Source organism: Variovorax gracilis (assembly GCF_030317115.1).
Lineage (GTDB): Bacteria > Pseudomonadota > Gammaproteobacteria > Burkholderiales > Burkholderiaceae_C > Variovorax > Variovorax gracilis.
Genome location: NZ_JASZYF010000007.1, coordinates 1 through 16,846 on the forward strand (window position 1 = coordinate 1; position 16,846 = coordinate 16,846).

Sequence of the window (16,846 nt, forward strand, 5' to 3'; positions counted from 1 at the left end):
CGTCAAGCCGCTGATCTCGGCCACGCTGTCCTACCGCGATTCGGCGCGCGCCTTTGCGCTCGCAGCCGACCGGTCGCAGGCGATGAAGGTCCTCCTGAACTTCGATTGAGCGGGCGGATGCTTGCAAGGGGGCGAGCGCCCGCGTGCAGAGATTGCCCCTTCGCCGCTAGACTGCACGCCGTGGCGCGCGCCGATCGCGCATCAACCCGCTGATCGCTGAAGGCAAATGCCCATGGCTGAGTCCCGGTCTCGACCCCTGTCGAAGCACGCGCCGCGCGCGGGCAGCAAGCTGCGCGACCCGTTCGAGCGGCTGGCCGACGCCGGTGTGCGGCTGAATGAACTGCGCAGCACCGGCGAGGTGTGCGACCTGCTGGTCGACGAGGCGGCCCAGCTCATCGGCGCCCAGCGCGTGCTGCTGCTGCTTGATACGGAAACCGGCCTGCGCCACGCAGGCGCGGTGCTGCCGCCCGCCGAAGACGCTGCCGCCCTGCTCCGAGCCATCACGCCGTGGCTCGACGAAACCCGCCGCACCCGCACGCCGAGCCTGCGGCACGGGCCGGAGGGCGCCGATGCGGCCGACCAGCGCTCCTGCCTCATTGCGCCGCTGCTCGCCCAGGGCGGGCTGTTCGGCTACCTCTATGCCGACATCGAAGGCCGATTCGACCGCTTCGAGCAGGTGCACCGCGACCTGCTCGCCACGCTGGCGCGCCAGGGCGCCGGCGCGCTGGCCCACACCCGAGTCCGCGAGGGCCTCCAGCGCGAGCTGTCCGAGTGCAAGCGCGAACGCATGCAGCGCGCCGAAGAACTCACCCTCGTCAACGGCATCCAGCAGGGCATGGCCGCCAAGCTGGGCTTCCATGCGATCGTCGACCTCGTGGGCGACAAGCTGCGCGAACTCTTCGATTCCGGCGACCTGAACATCGTGTGGTGGGATGACAAGACCAACCTCGTGCAGGTGCTGTACCGCTACGAGCACAACCGGCCGCTGCCGCTGCCGCCGGCACGGCCGTTGAAACCGGACGAGCCCTTGGCCGTGATGCTGCTCGCGCGCAAGGTCGGCGTAGCCAACACGCGCGACCAGCAGACCCGGGTCGGCCTCCACCCCGCACCCGGAACCGACTGGGCCCATTCCATCGTCGCCGTGCCGATCATCGGCAGCGACCGCGCCCTCGGCGTCATCGCGCTGCAGAACCACGAACGCGAATACGCCTTCGGCGCGCACGAGATCGGGCTGCTCGAAACCGTGGCGGCCAGCATGGGCCTGGCGCTGGAGAACGCCCGCCTCTTCGACGAGACGCAGCGCCATGGGCACGAGATGCAGGAGGCGCTGGCACACCAGACGGCCGCGGCCGAAGTGCTCAAGGTCATCGGCAGTTCCGTCGCCGACCCCGGCCCGGTGTTCGACAAGATCATCGAGTGCTGCGAGCGGCTGTTCGATGTCAGCTCCTTCGCCCTGATGATGCTCGACGACCAGGGCCGGCTCACGCTCACGCGGTGGGTGATGACGGCCGCCGGCCGCGCCACGATCAGCGACGAACGGCTGGCCGAGATCAGCGCGTCGATGCAGGCGAACTACCCCATGCCGATCGCAGGCACATCCGCCGAGCTCTCGTTCCGGACGGGCGATCTGGTGGAGTTCGGCGACGTGCTCGACGATCCTGCGGCGCCGCTGGTGCTGCGCCGCAATGCCGAGCTGGCGGGAACCAGCTTCGCGAACCTGGCCGCGCCCCTGATCTGGGAAGGCCGCGGCATCGGCATCCTGAGCATGCAGCGCACCGAGGTCGGTCCGTTCCGGACCAGCGAGCGGTCGCTGCTCAAGACTTTTGCCGACCAGGCAGTCATCGCGATCCAGAACGCGCAGCTTTTCAACGAAACACAGGCGGCGCTGAAAAAGGTCGAAGTGCGCACCGCGGAGCTGACCGAGTCGCTCGAATACCAGACGGCTGTCAGCGACGTACTGCGCGTCATCAGCGAATCGCGCACCGACGTGACGCCAGTGTTCGAGGCCATCCTCGACTGCACCATGTGGTTGTTCGAGGGCCCGGCCTCCGCGATCTTCAGCTACGACGGCCGCATGGTCCACCTGGCCGCGACTCGCAACTGGTCCCCGGAGGCGCTGGAGGCGGCGCGAACCGTGTGGCCCGCACCGCCCGACCCGCGCCAGTTGAACGGCCGCGTCATCCTGGAGCGAAGGCCCCTGAGCATCGAGGACGCGTGGTCTGACCCTGACTATGACCGCCGGCTGGCGAACAGCGGCAACCGGCGCCGCATGATCTGCGCGCCCATGCTCAAGGACGGCGTGCCGATCGGCGCGATCACCACCGCCTGGCCGGCACCCGGCGAAACGCCGCGACGGCAGATCGACCTGCTCCAACTCTTTGCCGACCAGGCCGTGCTCGCGATCGAGAACGTGCGGCTGATCCATGAGACCCGCGAGGCGCTCGAACGACAGACCGCGACGGCGGACGTGCTCCAGGTCATCAGCGAATCGATGGAGAACGCGCAGCCCGTGTTCGACAAGATCCTGGAGAGCTGCCAGCGCCTGTTCTCCGGCACCCAGCTCGGCATTTCGCTGGTCGGCGACGACGGGATGATGCATCTCGGCGCGCATCGCGGCTCCGCCCGCGAAACGCTCGAGCGCTTCTATCCCCGGCCCATCGACCATTCGCCCTTCGGCGACGCAATGGCCGGCCCCGAGGTCGTCCATATTCCGGATGCGCTCGCCGAGCCACAGCTTCCGCTGTTCATGCGCGAGGTCGCCGAGCAGATCGGGGACTACGGCGTGCTGATCGCCCCCCTGACCTGGGAGGGCCGATACATCGGCTCGATCCACGTCGCGCGCCAGCCGCCGGGGCCCTTCGCCGACAAGGAAATCAGGCTCCTCGAAACCTTCGCCGACCAGGCCGTGATCGCCATCCAGAACGCGCGCCTGTTCAACGAGACCAAGGAAGCACGCGCTGCCGCCGAGGCCACGAACGAAGCCAAGAGCGCGTTCCTCGCGACGATGAGCCACGAGATCCGCACGCCGATGAATGCCGTCATCGGCATGAGCGGCTTGCTGCTCGACACGCCACTCGACACGGAGCAGCAGGATTACGTCTCGACCATCCGCGATTCCGGCGATGCGCTGCTGACGCTCATCAACGACATCCTCGACTATTCGAAGATCGAGGCCGGCCGCATGGACATCGAGCAGCATCCCTTCGACCTGCGCGAGTGCGTGGAGTCGGCCCTCGACCTGGTGAGCACGCGCGCGACCGAAAAGCACCTTGACATCGCCTATGTTTTCGAAGGCGAGGTGCCGGTGGGCGTCAACGGCGACCTGACACGGCTGCGGCAGATCCTCCTGAACCTTCTGAGCAACGCGGTGAAGTTCACCGAGGCCGGCGAGGTCGTGCTGACCGTGAGCGCGGAGCCCGTCTCCGCCGGCAAGGTCGCGCTGACCTTCGCCGTGCGCGACACCGGCATCGGCCTCTCGCCCCAGGGCATGAGCCGGCTGTTCCAGTCCTTCTCGCAGGCCGACTCCAGCACCACGCGCAAGTACGGAGGCACCGGCCTGGGCCTGGCCATCAGCAAGCGGCTGACCGAACTGATGGGCGGGAGCATGTGGGTCGAGAGCGACGGACCGGGCACCGGCTCGACCTTCTTCTTCAGCATCGACGCGCAGATCGCGGACACGCCGCCAAGCCGGCGCCCCGCCGTCACCGGCGTGCAAGTCGACCTGCAGGACAGGCGCCTGCTCGTTGTCGACGACAACGCCACCAACCGGCGCGTGCTCACGCTCCAGACCGGACGATGGGGCATGGCATCGCGCGACACCGAGTCGCCCGCCGAAGCCTTGCGCTGGCTCGCGCAGGGCGAGCGCTACGACATCGCCATCCTCGACATGCACATGCCCGAAATGGACGGCGTCGACCTGGCGCGGCGCATTCGCGCGAACCACAAGACGCTGCCGCTCGTGCTTTTCAGTTCACTGGGCCGGCGCGAGGCGGGCGATGCCGAGTCGCTGTTCAACGCCTATCTGTCGAAACCCATCCACCAGTCGCAACTGTTCGACACCCTGGTGAACCTGCTTGCGCACGAACCGGCCGCGCGGCCGGCACCCAGCGTTTCGGCCAAGCCGCAGATCGATCCCGCCATGGCCATGCACCATCCGCTGCGCATCCTGCTAGCCGAAGACAACGCGGTGAACCAGAAGCTCGCGATGCGACTGCTGCAGCAGATGGGCTATCGCGCCGACCTGGCTTCCAACGGCATAGAGGCCGTGGAGTCGGTCCAGCGCCAGACCTACGACGTGGTGCTGATGGACGTTCAGATGCCCGAACTCGACGGACTCGACGCCACGCGCCAGATCTGCACCCTGCTGCCGCCGACGCAGCGCCCCCGCATCGTCGCCATGACCGCCAACGCCATGCAGGGCGACCAGGAGATGTGCCTCGCCGCAGGCATGGACGACTACCTGACCAAGCCGATCCGCGTCGACCGGCTGGTCGAGGCCCTGCACAACGTGCCCGCGCGCAAGGACCGCTGATGCGCGATGCGGCTGTCGGCCGCATCCTCATTTCGTTGTAGGACGACTTGTCGACGTAACCGCGATTTGGGCGTAAGCTAGAAAAAGGTTCTATCTGTTGCTCGTAAGACGATCTTGTTTGGTTTTAGAAACAAGAACACCTCACAAACGAGACAGTTCTTGCGGCGAGAACCGGATCCGGACCCCATCGAAATCGATTGCGGAGAACGTATGGACCTGAGAAGCGAGCAACTGGCCGACGGCGTCGAGAAGATCAGTCTGGTCGGGCGCATGGACAGTATCGGCGGACATGACATCGACATGCGCTTCGCCGCACTCGTCGCCACCCGAAAGCTTCTCGCCGTGGTCGATATGTCCGAGGTGTCCTTCCTGGCGTCCATCGGCATCCGCACGCTCGTCATCAACGCGAGGGCCCAGTCCTCGCGCGGTGGCGTGATGGCGCTGGCCAATCCCCAGCCCCTGGTGGCCGAGGTACTCAAGATGGCGGGGATCGACACGATCATCCCCGTCTACCCCGATGTCGATACCGCCTGCAGCGCGCTGATGGCGGCAGCCGAAAGCCGCTGATGTCCCCCATCGACGGGGAGCCGCAGGCATCCCTGATCGTCGGCACCGAACTGCGCGAACTCCCGCGCGTCAGCGCCTGGGTGCACGATTGGGCGGAGCGTCAGCACCTTCCGGAGCGGGTCGCGCAGAACCTCGATCTCTGCTCCGTCGAGGTGCTCACGAACATCATGACCTACGCCTGCGGCGAAGGCGCGCAGCGCATCTTCTTGCACCTGGGCTGGCAAGGCGAGGACGTGGCCCTGGACGTCGAGGACGAGGGCGGCGAGTTCGACCCGAGGCAGGTTCCCGACCCGCCACGGGCCACCAGCGTGCACGATGCGCGCATCGGGGGCTGGGGCATCCCCATCGTTCGCCACTTCTCCGACGGCTTGCGCTACCGCCATGAAGACGGACGCAATTGCCTGACGCTCCTGTTCCGGGCGTCGCCGCCGCACTGATAGACCTTCACCAACCGTCAATCCACTACCGAGGAGACTTCTCAATGGGAACGGCAGCCAAAAACTCACCCAGCATCGATACGCAAAGCGCGTTGGCGGCGCAGGCGGCACTTGCCGCCGGCCAACCCAACGGCGCAGGCGAAAGCTCCGGCGTCGACAAGATGCGCGAATTGTTGTTCGGCAACCAGATGCAGGACTACGACAAGCGTTTTTCCATTCTCGAGGAGCGCTTCCAGCAAAGGCTGCGCGATCTCGAGGCGGAGTCGTCCCGCAGCCTGAGCAACCTCGAATCGACGATGAAGAAGCAGCTCGAATCGGTCGCCGGCCAGTTCCGCGAGGAAAAGGACCTGCGCTCCGATGCCGACAAGGAGCTGGAACGCAACCTGCGCGATCACACGCAGGCGCTGGAGAAGCGCCTCGCCCAGGTGTCGGACCAGCTCGCGCGGCACGAGCGCGAATTCACGGACCGGTTGAGCCACGAGGTCCAGGGCTTGCGCGAAGACATCCGGCGGCGCCAGGACGACAGCCGCGCCACCATCGAGCGCATGTTCGCCGAACTCAGCAACGTCAAGACCGATCGAAACCTGCTTGCGGGCCTGTTCGTCGAGATCGCCAAATGCCTGAACCAGGAAGTCACGCCCAAGGGCGGCAACGGCATCGAGCGCGGCTGAGTCGCGCTGCCGGCGCGCCAGCTCGGCTCGTGCGATCGCGCGCCGGAGCGGAGGCGCGGTGAACGCGCGCCTGTCGCTGACCGCGACGAGTGCGCCCGGCAGCGCTTCCGATGAAGACCCGAACCAACGGCTCGCCAGCTTGTTGCTGGAACTCGCGCGCTGCGTCGATCCGGACGTCGCCGCGAAGGTGCCGAGCCGCCTGCAGGAAGATCCGCGGCTGGAGGCGATGCGCGGCGTACTGCTCGAACGCGAGCAGGTGGCGCTGGCCAGACTGCAGCACAAGGTCGATGATCCACGCGAGTTCGCGGGCGCCGTGGGCGCAGTGCTGCCCGCCGCCTTTACGCTGGCCGCCCAGGACGCGCAGCTCGGCCAGGCGATCGCCCCCACCGTCGAGCGCGCGGCCCAGGCCTCGATCCAGAAGAACCCGGGCACCATGGTCGACATCCTTTACCCGGTCATGGGGCCGGCGATCCGCAAGGCGATCGCCGAGAGCCTCGAAGGCTCGCTTCAATCGGTCAACCAGGCGCTCAAGCACAGCCTCTCATGGCGCGGCCTCAAGTGGCGCATCGAAGCCTGGCGCAGCGGGAGCACTTTCGGTGAAGTGGTGCTCCAGCACACGGCCGTTTTCCGCGTCGAACATCTCTTCCTGATCCACCGCAAGACGGGTCTGCTGCTCACGCACGTCGCGCGCGACGATGCGACCACTCGCGACCCGCAACTGGTCTCGGCGATGCTCTCCGCCATCCAGGATTTCGTGCGCGATTCCTTCGACGAATCGGGCACCGGCGGCACCAGCGGCCGCAGCATCGACAGCCTGCGCCTCGGCGATCTGCTCCTGTGGTGCGAGGAAGGGCCACAGGCCTTTCTCGCCGCGGTGATCCACGGCAATCCCCCAGCGATGGTGCGCACCCGCCTGGGCGAGACGCTGGGCACCGTTCACGAGCAATGGCGCACGGCGCTCGAAGAGTTCAACGGCGACACCGCGCCCTTCGAGGAGACCGCGGAACGGCTGCGGCCCTGCCTGTTGTCGCAGGACGCCGAGTCGCGCAGGAAGGTGTCGCCTCTGCTCTGGGCCATCCCGCTGGCGCTGCTGGTGGCGTTGGGCTACTGGATCACGCAGCGGGTCATCGAGCGCCAGCGCGTCAACGCCTACATCGCGGCGCTGCAGGACCAGCCCGGCATTGTCGTGACGGGCTCGGAGCGCCGCGACGGGAAGTGGCTGGTGTCCGGACTGCGCGACCCGCTCGCCACGCCGCCGGAAACCTTGCTGGCGCAGACGCGCCTGGACCCGTCTCGCATCGCCGGCCGCTGGGAGCCCTACCAGGCGCTGCATCCGGCCATCATCCTGAAGCGGCTGCAGGCGACCCTCAATCCGCCGCCGACCGTCACCCTGACGCAGGAGGCGGGCGGCGTCCGCGCCACGGGCAGCGCCACCCCCTACTGGATGGACAAGGCGCGGGCCTTCCTGCTGACCTTGCCGGCCGGCGCGCCCAAGGTGGACCTGAGCGCGCTCCAGGACGTGCAGGACCCCGAATACGTCCGTCTGCATGACGCCATCCAGGCCCGCCTCATCCACTTCGAGAACAACGTCGCGCGGCCCGCGGCCAACCAGGAAGCCATGCTCGACGCCGTCGCGGCGGAAGTGCGGGAGCTGATCCAGGTGTCGCGCACCTTCGGCTTCCCGGTTAAGGTCACGATCGTCGGGCACGCCGACGCCACCGGCAAGGAAAACTCCAATCTCGCCCTCAGCCTGGGGCGCGCGGAAGTCGTGCGCTCCATGCTGCGCACGCGCGGTGTCGACCCGACCTTCCTCGCCGTCCGCGGCGCCGGTCCGCTGGAGCCGCTGAAGCCCGGCGCCAGCGAGGACGAGTTGCAGATGAACCGTCGCGTCTCCTTCGTCGTGAGCAGCGGCGAATAGCCATGATGCAAAAGAAGATCTGCCTGCTCGGCGCATTCGGCGTGGGAAAGACCAGCCTGGTACGCCGCTATGTCCACACCATCTTCTCGGACGCCTACCTGACGACGGTCGGGGTGAAGATCGACAAGAAGGTGCTGAACGTCGGCACCGAGGAAGTGGCGCTGATCCTCTGGGACATCGCCGGCGAGGACGAGGTCGCCGCCGTGCGCGTGAGCTACCTGCGCGGCGCGGCCGGCTATCTCCTCGTGGTCGATGGCACGCGGCCCGAGACGCTGGACACCGCGGCCTCGATCCAGTCGCGCGTCAACGCCGAGATCGGCGCCGTTCCCTTCTTCGTGCTGCTCAACAAGGCGGATCTGCAGGAAGACTGGGCGATCCCGTCCGAGCGCATCGCGGCGCTGGAGGCTTCGGGCTGGGTCTTTCGGCGCACCAGCGCCAAGACCGGCGATGGCGTCGAAGAGACCTTCGCGGAACTGGCGGCGCGCCTGGCGCACTAGTTTCACTGGTCAGCAACAGCCTGCCACCGTCATGCTCGACCTGCCGCCGCGGATTTCCGACTCGCTGCTGATGCTGCTCCACGCGCAGCGCGTTCTCGCACACCTGGTCATCGACCATGCGCAGAATCTGGTGCAGGCCGGCGGGCACCTCGAACACTACGGGCTGGACAGCCTGCAATCCGGCGGCCCCGCCAGCGACCAGATCCCCTTCCTGGAAGGCCTGTTGCCGCTGGTGGAAACGCCCTTTCTGATCCGTTCGATGGAGATGCCCAGCGGCCGGGTGGCCGACGTCCATTTCTTCGCGGACGACGGTACGGTCTGGGTGCTGCTGCTCGACGTGACGGCGGAATACGAAGAGGCCCGGCTGGTGCAGCAGAAGGCCTACGACATGACCTTGCTGAGCCAACGCGAGGCCCGGCTCATTGCGCAGCTCGAATCGGCCAACCAGGAACTGACGCGCGCCCATGGCGAACTCGCCGCGTCACGCGAGACCCTGCAACTCACGCACGACCGGCTGCAGCAGGAGCTGCGCGACGCCGAGCGCTACGTGCGCGCGATGCTGCCTGCGCCGGCGTCGGAGCCCTTGGCCGTGGACTGGCGCTTCGTTCCGTCCACCGAGCTGGGGGGGGATTCCTTCGGCTACCACTGGATCGACGACGAGCACTTCGCGCTCTACCTGATCGACGTCTGCGGCCATGGCGTGGGCTCCGCCCTGCTCTCGGTGGCGGTGGCCGACACGCTGCGCTCGGAGGCATTGGCGCGCACCGACTTCCGCAACCCCGCGGAGGTGCTCGCCGCGCTCAACCTGGCCTACCAGATGGAGCGCCATGGCGAGCTGTTCTGCACCGTCTGGTATGGCGTCTACCACCGCGCCAGCGGGCGACTGCGCTACGCCTCGGCCGGCCACCCGCCCGCCATCCTCGTGAGCGGCCCCTGCGATGCCGTCGGCGATGGCAAACCCCTGCCTGCATCGGGTCCTTGCGTCGGCATCTCGCCGGCCGCCCGATACCAGGACGAGCAGTGCATGCTCCCCTCGCCCGCGCGGCTCTTCGTCTTCAGCGATGGCGCCTACGAGATCACCCGGCCGGATGGCTCGATGCTCGACTACGCCGCCTTCACCGAGAGGCTCATGCAGCCGGTGCGAGAGGGGCAGTCCGAGCTGGACGGCCTGTTGGACTATGCGCGCGACATGCACGGCTCCGGCGCGCTGGAGGACGACTTCACCATCATCCGCATGGCGCTCTGAGCGATGCGATGCCGGGCGCCCCCGGCTCTCATTGCCAGGCGCGCGCCTCCATCCTCAGCGTGGCTTTGACCGCGCCGTTGCGTGCCACCACCGCGGGAATGGGCGCGGGCAATGGCACCTGCACGACGATGGGTTGCCGGATGTCGAGTGGCGTGAACCGTTTCTCCATGGCCTCGCCATGCTCCGCCCAGCTATAGCGCACCATCCAGTCCGCCGTGAGGGCCTTGTTCGGGTCCAGTTGTTGCACGTCGTACGGATCGAGCAGGGTCACGATGAGGGAATCGCGGAACAGCGAGACACCCTCGAAATGGCCATCGGGCCAGAACGCCTTGGCCACCTCGTAGTCCGGAGCGCGAATGCCGAGAGTGACGCTATAGGAGATGCCCGGCCTGTCCGCCTTCACCCTGGCCGCCTTCATCATGAAGACCGTCGACAGGTGGACCGGTTCGACGGCGGGTGCCTTGGCCTTCAGGCACTGATAGGTCCTGCACGCGGGCGAATCCTCCTCCGCCTTGCGCCTGCTCAGCGACCACGTCTTGCCGTGCGTCGCTACGACCAGTTCGATCTGGTAGACCGCATCGACCTTGCGGCCCTTCAGCTCCTCGGCCTGCACGCCATCGGGCAAGGTGACGCCCTCGATGTCCAGCCAGAGGTCCACCCTGAAGTTGCCGAACAGGAAACGGACAAGGTTCTGGTAGGCCTCTTCGCTGTTGACGATGCCGAAGTGGCCGGAGTGCGAGCGGTAGGCATACGCGCAGGCCACCGGCTCCTCCGTCTTCCGTCCGCCCTCTTCCTTCTGGTACCAGAGCGTCGCGTTGTCGATACGCACGAGCCCGTCGCTTCCCCGGCCCACGAAGGTGCGGGAGAGGCCCTTCGCCACTTCGTAGTCCATCCGGTTGGTCCCGATCATGGAGAACCAGTGCGATGGCGGCGGCATCACGTCGGCGGGGAGGTAGTTCACCTTGCCCCCGATGGGCACCTGGTCGAGATACGCCCTCATGGTGTCGCGGTTGAAGGTGCCGACGTCTTTCAGGAACCCGGGCAATTGCGGGACGTTGATGCCCGCGAAGTCGATGCCGTTGTGCGGTGTGCCGTAGGTGAAGACCTTGGCCACGCAGCCTCGGACCTTCGGATAGATCTTCCTGACCTCGTCGATCTCGAGCTCCGGGACGTCGTTCTCGTCGTTCTGCATGAGCGTTCGCACCACCAGCCCGCCCATGGAGTGCGCCACGAGATAACAGCGGAAGGCGGCGTCCAGTTCCTCGTCCGTCGGGTGCTCCCCTCTGGTCATCGCCGCGGCGCGCGCCGTGGGTCGCACGAGTTCCCGCACCATGGCGATCAGGCTCGCCAGTTCCTTCGCGTAGTCTTCGATCGAAGAAGTCTGCCCCGTTCCGCGCAGCTTCGAAGCAGCGTCGTAGAACCGATGGATGATGATCGACGCGATAGGAATTCCATCTTCCAGCCGCTTCTTTCCCGCTTCGCCGCTCGCGTAGGCCGGATCGACGATCTCCATGCCGTCCTTGTAGAGGACGTGGTAGCCGTATTCGGATGAGAGGCGCACCAGCGGAGACTCGAAGAAGTACGACTTCGGCTTTTCCTTGTCCGCGGTGGCACGGTACACGGTGGAGCCCACGTTGAATCCGCAGTAGGGATCAGCCGCCGTCTCGTCGCGCTCGTCCGAAGTGAACGCGAAACCCCTGACATAGATGACGGGGTACTTGAGGGGCTCGGGCACCGGCGACTTCGTTTCGGGCATGTTGATCTCCATCCACGCTTTCAGCCAAGGCTCCAAGGGTATACCTGGACAGGCAGCTGACGGCCGAATCCGGAGCGCCAGAATACCGCGCCTCGAGAGAACCGAGCGGACGGGATGGAGCGAACTCCGTCGATTCCGATGGCATCGTCCATCCCGGGCCTTCGGGTCACCCCGCTGCCTGGCACGCCCGCTGCAAGGCCGCACGGAGTTGTCTGGGACTGACTGGCCGGACGAGGAAGTCTGTGGCTTCCAGCCGTGCGATGTTCACCGCCGTGCGAAACGCCGTGTGCGGACCCAGCACGATCACCGGCACCGTGGCGCCGCCGGCCCGAAGTTCGCGTACCAGCCGCAGCGCCCTCGCCTCGTCCTCGCCCTCTTCGTCGGCGAAGGCCACCAGGCAATCGCCCTGGCTGTCCGCCATGGTGGCAAGAACGCCCGGACCGTCATCCAGGAACACCACCGCGTCCACCACATGCGCAAGCGCGGATTCGATCCATGCGCGATCGTCCGCGTCGGCGCTGACTACAAATACGGTCTTGGGCATGCGTACGGATGCGGCGGCACATCGGGATCGCCGCTTCCGGGCATCCATGGTGAAGAGGCGCAGCCGGCCAGTCCATCCCGGCGGCCACCCGGGATACGTACGTGGCCTCGGCTGCCGTCGCTAGTCGGGCGGGCGTTCGAGGTTGAGCCGCAGCAACTCGGTGATCGAGCCGACGTCGAGCTTCTCGAGCAGGCGACTGCGGTGCTGCTCCACCGTGCGATGGCTGATGGCCAGTTCCTTGGCGATGACCTTGCTCGGCAGCCCCTTGAGCGCAAGGTCCATGATTTCCCGTTCGCGCGGGCTCAGGGTGGCAACGCGTTTCGCGAGGGCTTGCTGCGCGTCGCTGCCGGGCGCGCGCCGCAGGGCAGCCCGGCGAAGCGCCTCGTCGATGGCGTCGAGCAGTTGCTGTTCGCGGTAGGGCTTCTGAACGAAATCGACCGCACCCTCCTTGACCGCCTTGACTGCCATGGCGATGTCGCCGTGGCCGCTGATGAAGACGATGGGGATCGTGGCGCCCATCTTGCTCAGGCGCTCCTGGAGCGCCAGTCCGCTCATTCGCGCCATCCGGACGTCCAGAACCAGGCAGCCGGGACGAGCGGGGTCGAAGGCATCGAGGAATTCGAGTGCCGAGCTGAATGTCTCGGCCGGAAGACCGACCGAGCTCACGAGTTCCTTCACTGAATCGCGATAGGCCTCGTCGTCGTCGACGATGAACACGGTGGGCTCTGCCATGTCTTCTCTCTAATCATCGGCTCGGAGCATGCGCTATAGCCAAAAGGCACGCGCGCCGGTGGCCGGATTGTGCCCGGGCACGCAGCATGCCGCCACGCCATTGGACGACGGCAATGATGAAAGCCCCGGGACCGCATGAGAATCCCGGCGGCTACGTAGTGAACACGTACGGGGCCCTCCAGCCGAGGCCGCCTCCTCACTCCATCTCCGCAACCGGAAGCGTGAAGCAGAATTGCGCCCCTTGGCGCGCGTGATGGGATGCCCAGAGAGTCCCGCCATACATCTCTATGAGCTTTCGGCTGATCGCCAGGCCGACGCCAAGACCATTCGCCTTGGTCGAATAGAAGGATTCGAAAATCCGCTCCAGGAATCCCTCGGGAATGCCCACGCCGGTGTCCGTGACCGCCACGGCGATCCCGTCGTCGTCGCTCCGCTTCACGCTTACCCGGATCTCGCGCACAGGTTCGCGCCGCTTCGCCATCTCGATGGCTTCGATGGCGTTCCGCAGCAGGCTGAGAATGACTTGCTGGACGTGAACTTCATCCGTCATGGCCAGCGGCAGACCGCTCTCGGACTCGACGATCACGTCGATGTTTCGCGCCTCGCAATCGAGCTTGATCATGCTCACGCACTGATCCACGGCTTGCGCCACGCTGATCGGCTTGATCTCGGGCTCATGACGCTGCGCCATGCTGCGCATGCGGGCGATCACGTCCCCCGCTCGCGTCGCCTGTCCGATCACCTTGTCGATCAGTTCGTGGATCCGATGAATATCGGGCGGGACTTTGGCGGAACGGTTTCGAACAGCCAACGCATAGTTCTCGATCGCGCCCAGGGGCTGCGTGATCTCATGGGCCAGCGCCACGGACATTTCCCCCGCCGTGTGCACTCGGACCAGGTGCGCCAGGCGTTCACGCCAGTGGGCGGCCTCGAGCTCGGCGGCCCATCGCCGGCGCTCGGCGAACAGCCGCGCGTCCACGGTCGCATAGACCTCCGCCAGCAGCCGGACGCCGGGTGTGAACGCATCGGGCCACTCGCGCGCTTCAGCGCTTGCCACACACAGTGCGCCGGGGACCTTGCCCGAGACGACGGACGGAACGACCAGAAGCGATCGAATGCCGAGTTCCTCCAGCGTCTCTCTGTCCGTTCCGGCCTCCACGGGAAGGTCCGCGATGCGAGCAAGCCGGACGATATCCCCGCCGGCAACGCGCGCGCTGGTCCACGGCAGCAAGCGATGGACCTCATCGTTCGGCAATCCGGCAAAGTGATCGCCCTGCCAGCGCTGTGTCACCGCGAACGCGGAAGCACCCTGAAGCATTTGCCACAACGTCACCTGGTCGGCACCGACGAACTCCCCGAGTTGGCTCAGGCCCACTGCAACGGTAGCGCCTTCGGCACCCGGCGCGGCAAGCAGGAACGACGCCAGTGCCGAGGTAGCCAGCCGCTCCAGGCCCGTGGCGAGTGCCAGGTCCTCCTGCGCAAACTTGCGCGCCAGGGCGTTGCCAAAGACTTCCGCCAATACCCGCATGCGGCCGAGCAACGGATCCGACCATGAGCGTTCCGTGTGGACGGAATCGAAGCTCAGTCCGCCGTAGAGCTTGTCGGCAATGACGATCGGCATCGTGACGCTGGATCGGAGCCCCGCCAGGCGATAGGCCTCCCTGGCCTCGGACGCCTGTGGCGGCAGGTCGTCCAGCCGCTCGAAGACGATGGGCCTCGACGCGGCGAGCATGTCGAGCGCCCACGGCGTCAGTGGTTGCGCCGAGGACCAGCCCGGCGTTCCGCTGTCTCCAGTCGCGTACGAATGCGTCACCTCCGCGTGGGTCCGATGTGGCATCACCCGGACGAGCGCGGAGCGGTCGATGCCGAGCGCGAGCACGATGCGCTCGAGTTCGTTCTCGATGGCGAGGTCGACGTTCTCCGGCGGCAGGTTGATGAAGCTCGCCGCCAGGTCCGACAGCAAGCGTTCAAACCTGAGCAGGTCGTAGATCGACGCCTGCGAGCCGAGGTCTTGCATCTCTTGCACCCTCCAGGCGACAACCGCATGAAAGTTTCACGTACTCTGGCCCGAAGGCCAGGGCGGTAACGATTTTCAGATCGGCGTTGCATCGAGTAAATCGATGCGCCTACGGATGCCACGTACGTACCGCAACAGTCCGTCGACCAACGATGCACGGGTCCGAAGAAGGCCGCGACCGCCATTGCGCGCGGCCAATAGGGTAAACCCCGGCCACCTGGGATGCCGTCAAATAACCGTATCAATCGACATGGTGGGAAACGGACCGTAGCGCTCGATCACGGCGAATCAATCCGATTCCGGGCATGGGTACCGCCCTGCACGCCTGCCCGACAGAATCCGCCAGGCAAATCGGCGGCGTCCGACACATGGCGTGCGCCGGTCAGGACAACCTGAACCCATCACCAATCGCAGGGAAGCCGCCATGATCAGAAAGCTGGCATCGGGCCAATACCGCCTCTATTCGCGCAAGGTCGATCCGAAAACCGGCCGAAGACGCAACCTCGGTACCTTCGACACCCGTGGGCAGGCCGAACAGCACGAGCGCGAGGTGCAGTTCTTCAAGCAGCGTGGGTGATCGCGGCGACGCGTGCTGTCATGTCTACGCTGCCCTTCTTCCCGAGCCTCGCGGCGCTCACGGTTGTCGCTTGCGTGCTTTCCGGCTGTGCGGCCTTTTCCACGCCGCGGGACCGGCCTGCACAGGTCGTCGCGCCGGATGCAAGTTCGTCGCGCGAGGGATCACCTGGCGCGCCGCCGCCGAACGTGTCGACCTCGAAAACTTCTTCGCCAGCGAAACCCGGCCTCGACCGCAGCGGCAACAAACAGGTTGGAAAGGCGTCCTTCTACGCCGACAAGTTCACGGGCCGGAAAATGGCAGACGGCACGCGCATGGACCCGCGCGACGACAACGCCGCCAGCAAGACGCTGCCACTCGGAACGACCGCCAAGGTCACCAACCTCGAGACGGGGCGCAGCGCGGTGGTCACCATCCAGGACAGAGGTCCGTACGTGAAGGGCCGGATCGTCGACCTTTCGCCCGCCACAGCGCGCGAGATCGGAATTTCGCGAGAAGACGGCCTGGCGCAGGTGGAAGTCGTCCCCTTGTCCATCCCGCAGCCCGATGCGGCGAAGCCCGGCGGGCCAGCGACTCGATGAGGGAAGTTCAGCCCTCCTTGCTTATCGGATCGTCCGGGTCGAAAAATCGTCGGGACAGGCCGCCACGCCCAGGATAGAACTTGAAGTACGGCCGAGCCTGGTCAATGGTGCGCGCCACCGATGGATGGCCCATCAAGCGCTCGAAGAAGGCCGCCAGGTGCACCTGCTGCGGCAGAAAGGGAACGTAGGTGACCGCGTAGAACAAGGCCGGCGCTGCCGCGCACTCGGCCATGCTGAATGCATCGCCGGCCATCCAGGTCCGCCCTTCGAGATGGCGGTCCATGAATGCATAGGCAGACGACAGGCCCTCCCGCGCCCGGGCCACGCCGAGTGAGTCTCGATCCCCCTCCGGACGCAGGAGGTCGGCGGTGAGCGCCTGCATCGGCGTCATTACGTACACGTCGAAGAGGCGATCCCACAGTCGCACGTCCAGCGCGGCGTCCGGGTCTTGCGGGATGAGGGTTCGGCCGGGGCGTGCATGGTGACGCTGCAAGTGCTCGATGATGATGCTGCTCTCCGGGACGGGGCGGCCCTGGTCGACCAGCAGCGGCATCTTCCCCGTCGGAACCAACGCCAGGTATGCGGCCCGCTCCTCGGGGTCGGACAGGTTGAGCAACCTCTTGTCGACCTCGATGCCCAGCATGTCGACTGCGATCAGGACCTTTTGGCAATAGGAAGAGAGCGGGTGGTAGTGCAGCGTGAGCGAGGTCATGCGCTTTCGAATGGTTCGTGCGAGGGAAACCATAGGGGCGGCGACCTACCGAGTCAAGGACTC

The 16,846-nt window shown here is 66.4% G+C and carries 14 protein-coding genes; 9 read left to right on the plus strand and 5 right to left on the minus strand.

The features are described 5' to 3' along the window. Positions 1 to 232 precede the first annotated feature (232 nt). The 7 genes from QTH97_RS15315 (at position 233) to QTH97_RS15345 (ending at position 9,867) form a co-directional block, all read left to right on the plus strand. Positions 233 to 4,531, plus strand: coding sequence for a GAF domain-containing protein (locus QTH97_RS15315; protein WP_286569114.1), 4,299 nt, complete (start codon positions 233 to 235; stop codon positions 4,529 to 4,531). Positions 4,532 to 4,741: 210 nt separating this feature from the next. After that, positions 4,742 to 5,098: an STAS domain-containing protein gene (locus tag QTH97_RS15320; protein WP_286569115.1), complete on the plus strand. Its 357-nt coding sequence runs from the start codon at positions 4,742 to 4,744 to the stop codon at positions 5,096 to 5,098. Beyond that, positions 5,098 to 5,535, plus strand: coding sequence for an ATP-binding protein (locus QTH97_RS15325; RefSeq protein ID WP_286569116.1), 438 nt, complete (start codon positions 5,098 to 5,100; stop codon positions 5,533 to 5,535). Before QTH97_RS15320 ends, QTH97_RS15325 begins: the two co-directional genes overlap by 1 nt. Before the next feature lie 44 nt (positions 5,536 to 5,579). Then, positions 5,580 to 6,206: a hypothetical protein gene (locus tag QTH97_RS15330; RefSeq protein ID WP_286569117.1), complete on the plus strand. Its 627-nt coding sequence runs from the start codon at positions 5,580 to 5,582 to the stop codon at positions 6,204 to 6,206. A 58-nt stretch (positions 6,207 to 6,264) separates the two neighbouring features. After that, the gene (locus QTH97_RS15335; RefSeq protein WP_286569118.1) at positions 6,265 to 8,124 is read left to right on the plus strand and encodes an OmpA family protein; all 1,860 of its coding nucleotides are present in this window, start codon (positions 6,265 to 6,267) and stop codon (positions 8,122 to 8,124) included. A 2-nt stretch (positions 8,125 to 8,126) separates the two neighbouring features. After that, positions 8,127 to 8,621, plus strand: coding sequence for a Rab family GTPase (locus tag QTH97_RS15340; RefSeq protein WP_286569119.1), 495 nt, complete (start codon positions 8,127 to 8,129; stop codon positions 8,619 to 8,621). Between the two features lie 31 nt (positions 8,622 to 8,652). Next, entirely contained in the window at positions 8,653 to 9,867 is a 1,215-nt protein-coding gene (locus QTH97_RS15345) for a PP2C family protein-serine/threonine phosphatase (RefSeq protein WP_286569120.1), read from the plus strand. Positions 9,868 to 9,895: 28 nt separating this feature from the next. Here the strand turns inward: QTH97_RS15345 and QTH97_RS15350 are convergent, their stop codons facing one another. The 4 genes from QTH97_RS15350 to QTH97_RS15365 form a co-directional block, all read right to left on the minus strand. After that, entirely contained in the window at positions 9,896 to 11,623 is a 1,728-nt protein-coding gene (locus QTH97_RS15350) for an esterase/lipase family protein (RefSeq protein WP_286569121.1), read from the minus strand. 166 nt (positions 11,624 to 11,789) lie between these two features. Beyond that, positions 11,790 to 12,167, minus strand: coding sequence for a DNA-binding transcriptional response regulator (locus tag QTH97_RS15355; protein ID WP_286569122.1), 378 nt, complete (start codon positions 12,165 to 12,167; stop codon positions 11,790 to 11,792). A gap of 120 nt (positions 12,168 to 12,287) precedes the next feature. After that, the gene (locus QTH97_RS15360; protein WP_286569123.1) at positions 12,288 to 12,899 is read right to left on the minus strand and encodes a response regulator transcription factor; all 612 of its coding nucleotides are present in this window, start codon (positions 12,897 to 12,899) and stop codon (positions 12,288 to 12,290) included. A 196-nt stretch (positions 12,900 to 13,095) separates the two neighbouring features. Further along, positions 13,096 to 14,916 carry an ATP-binding protein gene (locus QTH97_RS15365; RefSeq protein ID WP_286569124.1) on the minus strand — a complete coding sequence of 607 codons (1,821 nt, stop codon included), beginning with the start codon at positions 14,914 to 14,916 and terminating at the stop codon, positions 13,096 to 13,098. Positions 14,917 to 15,340: 424 nt separating this feature from the next. Here QTH97_RS15365 and QTH97_RS15370 point away from each other — a divergent pair, with 424 nt between their 5' ends. Beyond that, positions 15,341 to 15,493: a hypothetical protein gene (locus tag QTH97_RS15370; protein WP_286569125.1), complete on the plus strand. Its 153-nt coding sequence runs from the start codon at positions 15,341 to 15,343 to the stop codon at positions 15,491 to 15,493. A 20-nt stretch (positions 15,494 to 15,513) separates the two neighbouring features. Then, positions 15,514 to 16,071 (plus strand): septal ring lytic transglycosylase RlpA family protein, encoded by a 558-nt coding sequence (locus tag QTH97_RS15375; RefSeq protein ID WP_286569126.1) that lies wholly within the window; start codon positions 15,514 to 15,516, stop codon positions 16,069 to 16,071. A gap of 7 nt (positions 16,072 to 16,078) precedes the next feature. Here QTH97_RS15375 and QTH97_RS15380 read toward each other — a convergent pair whose 3' ends face one another. After that, positions 16,079 to 16,783 carry a glutathione S-transferase family protein gene (locus QTH97_RS15380; protein ID WP_286569127.1) on the minus strand — a complete coding sequence of 235 codons (705 nt, stop codon included), beginning with the start codon at positions 16,781 to 16,783 and terminating at the stop codon, positions 16,079 to 16,081. Between the last annotated feature and the right edge of the window lie 63 nt (positions 16,784 to 16,846).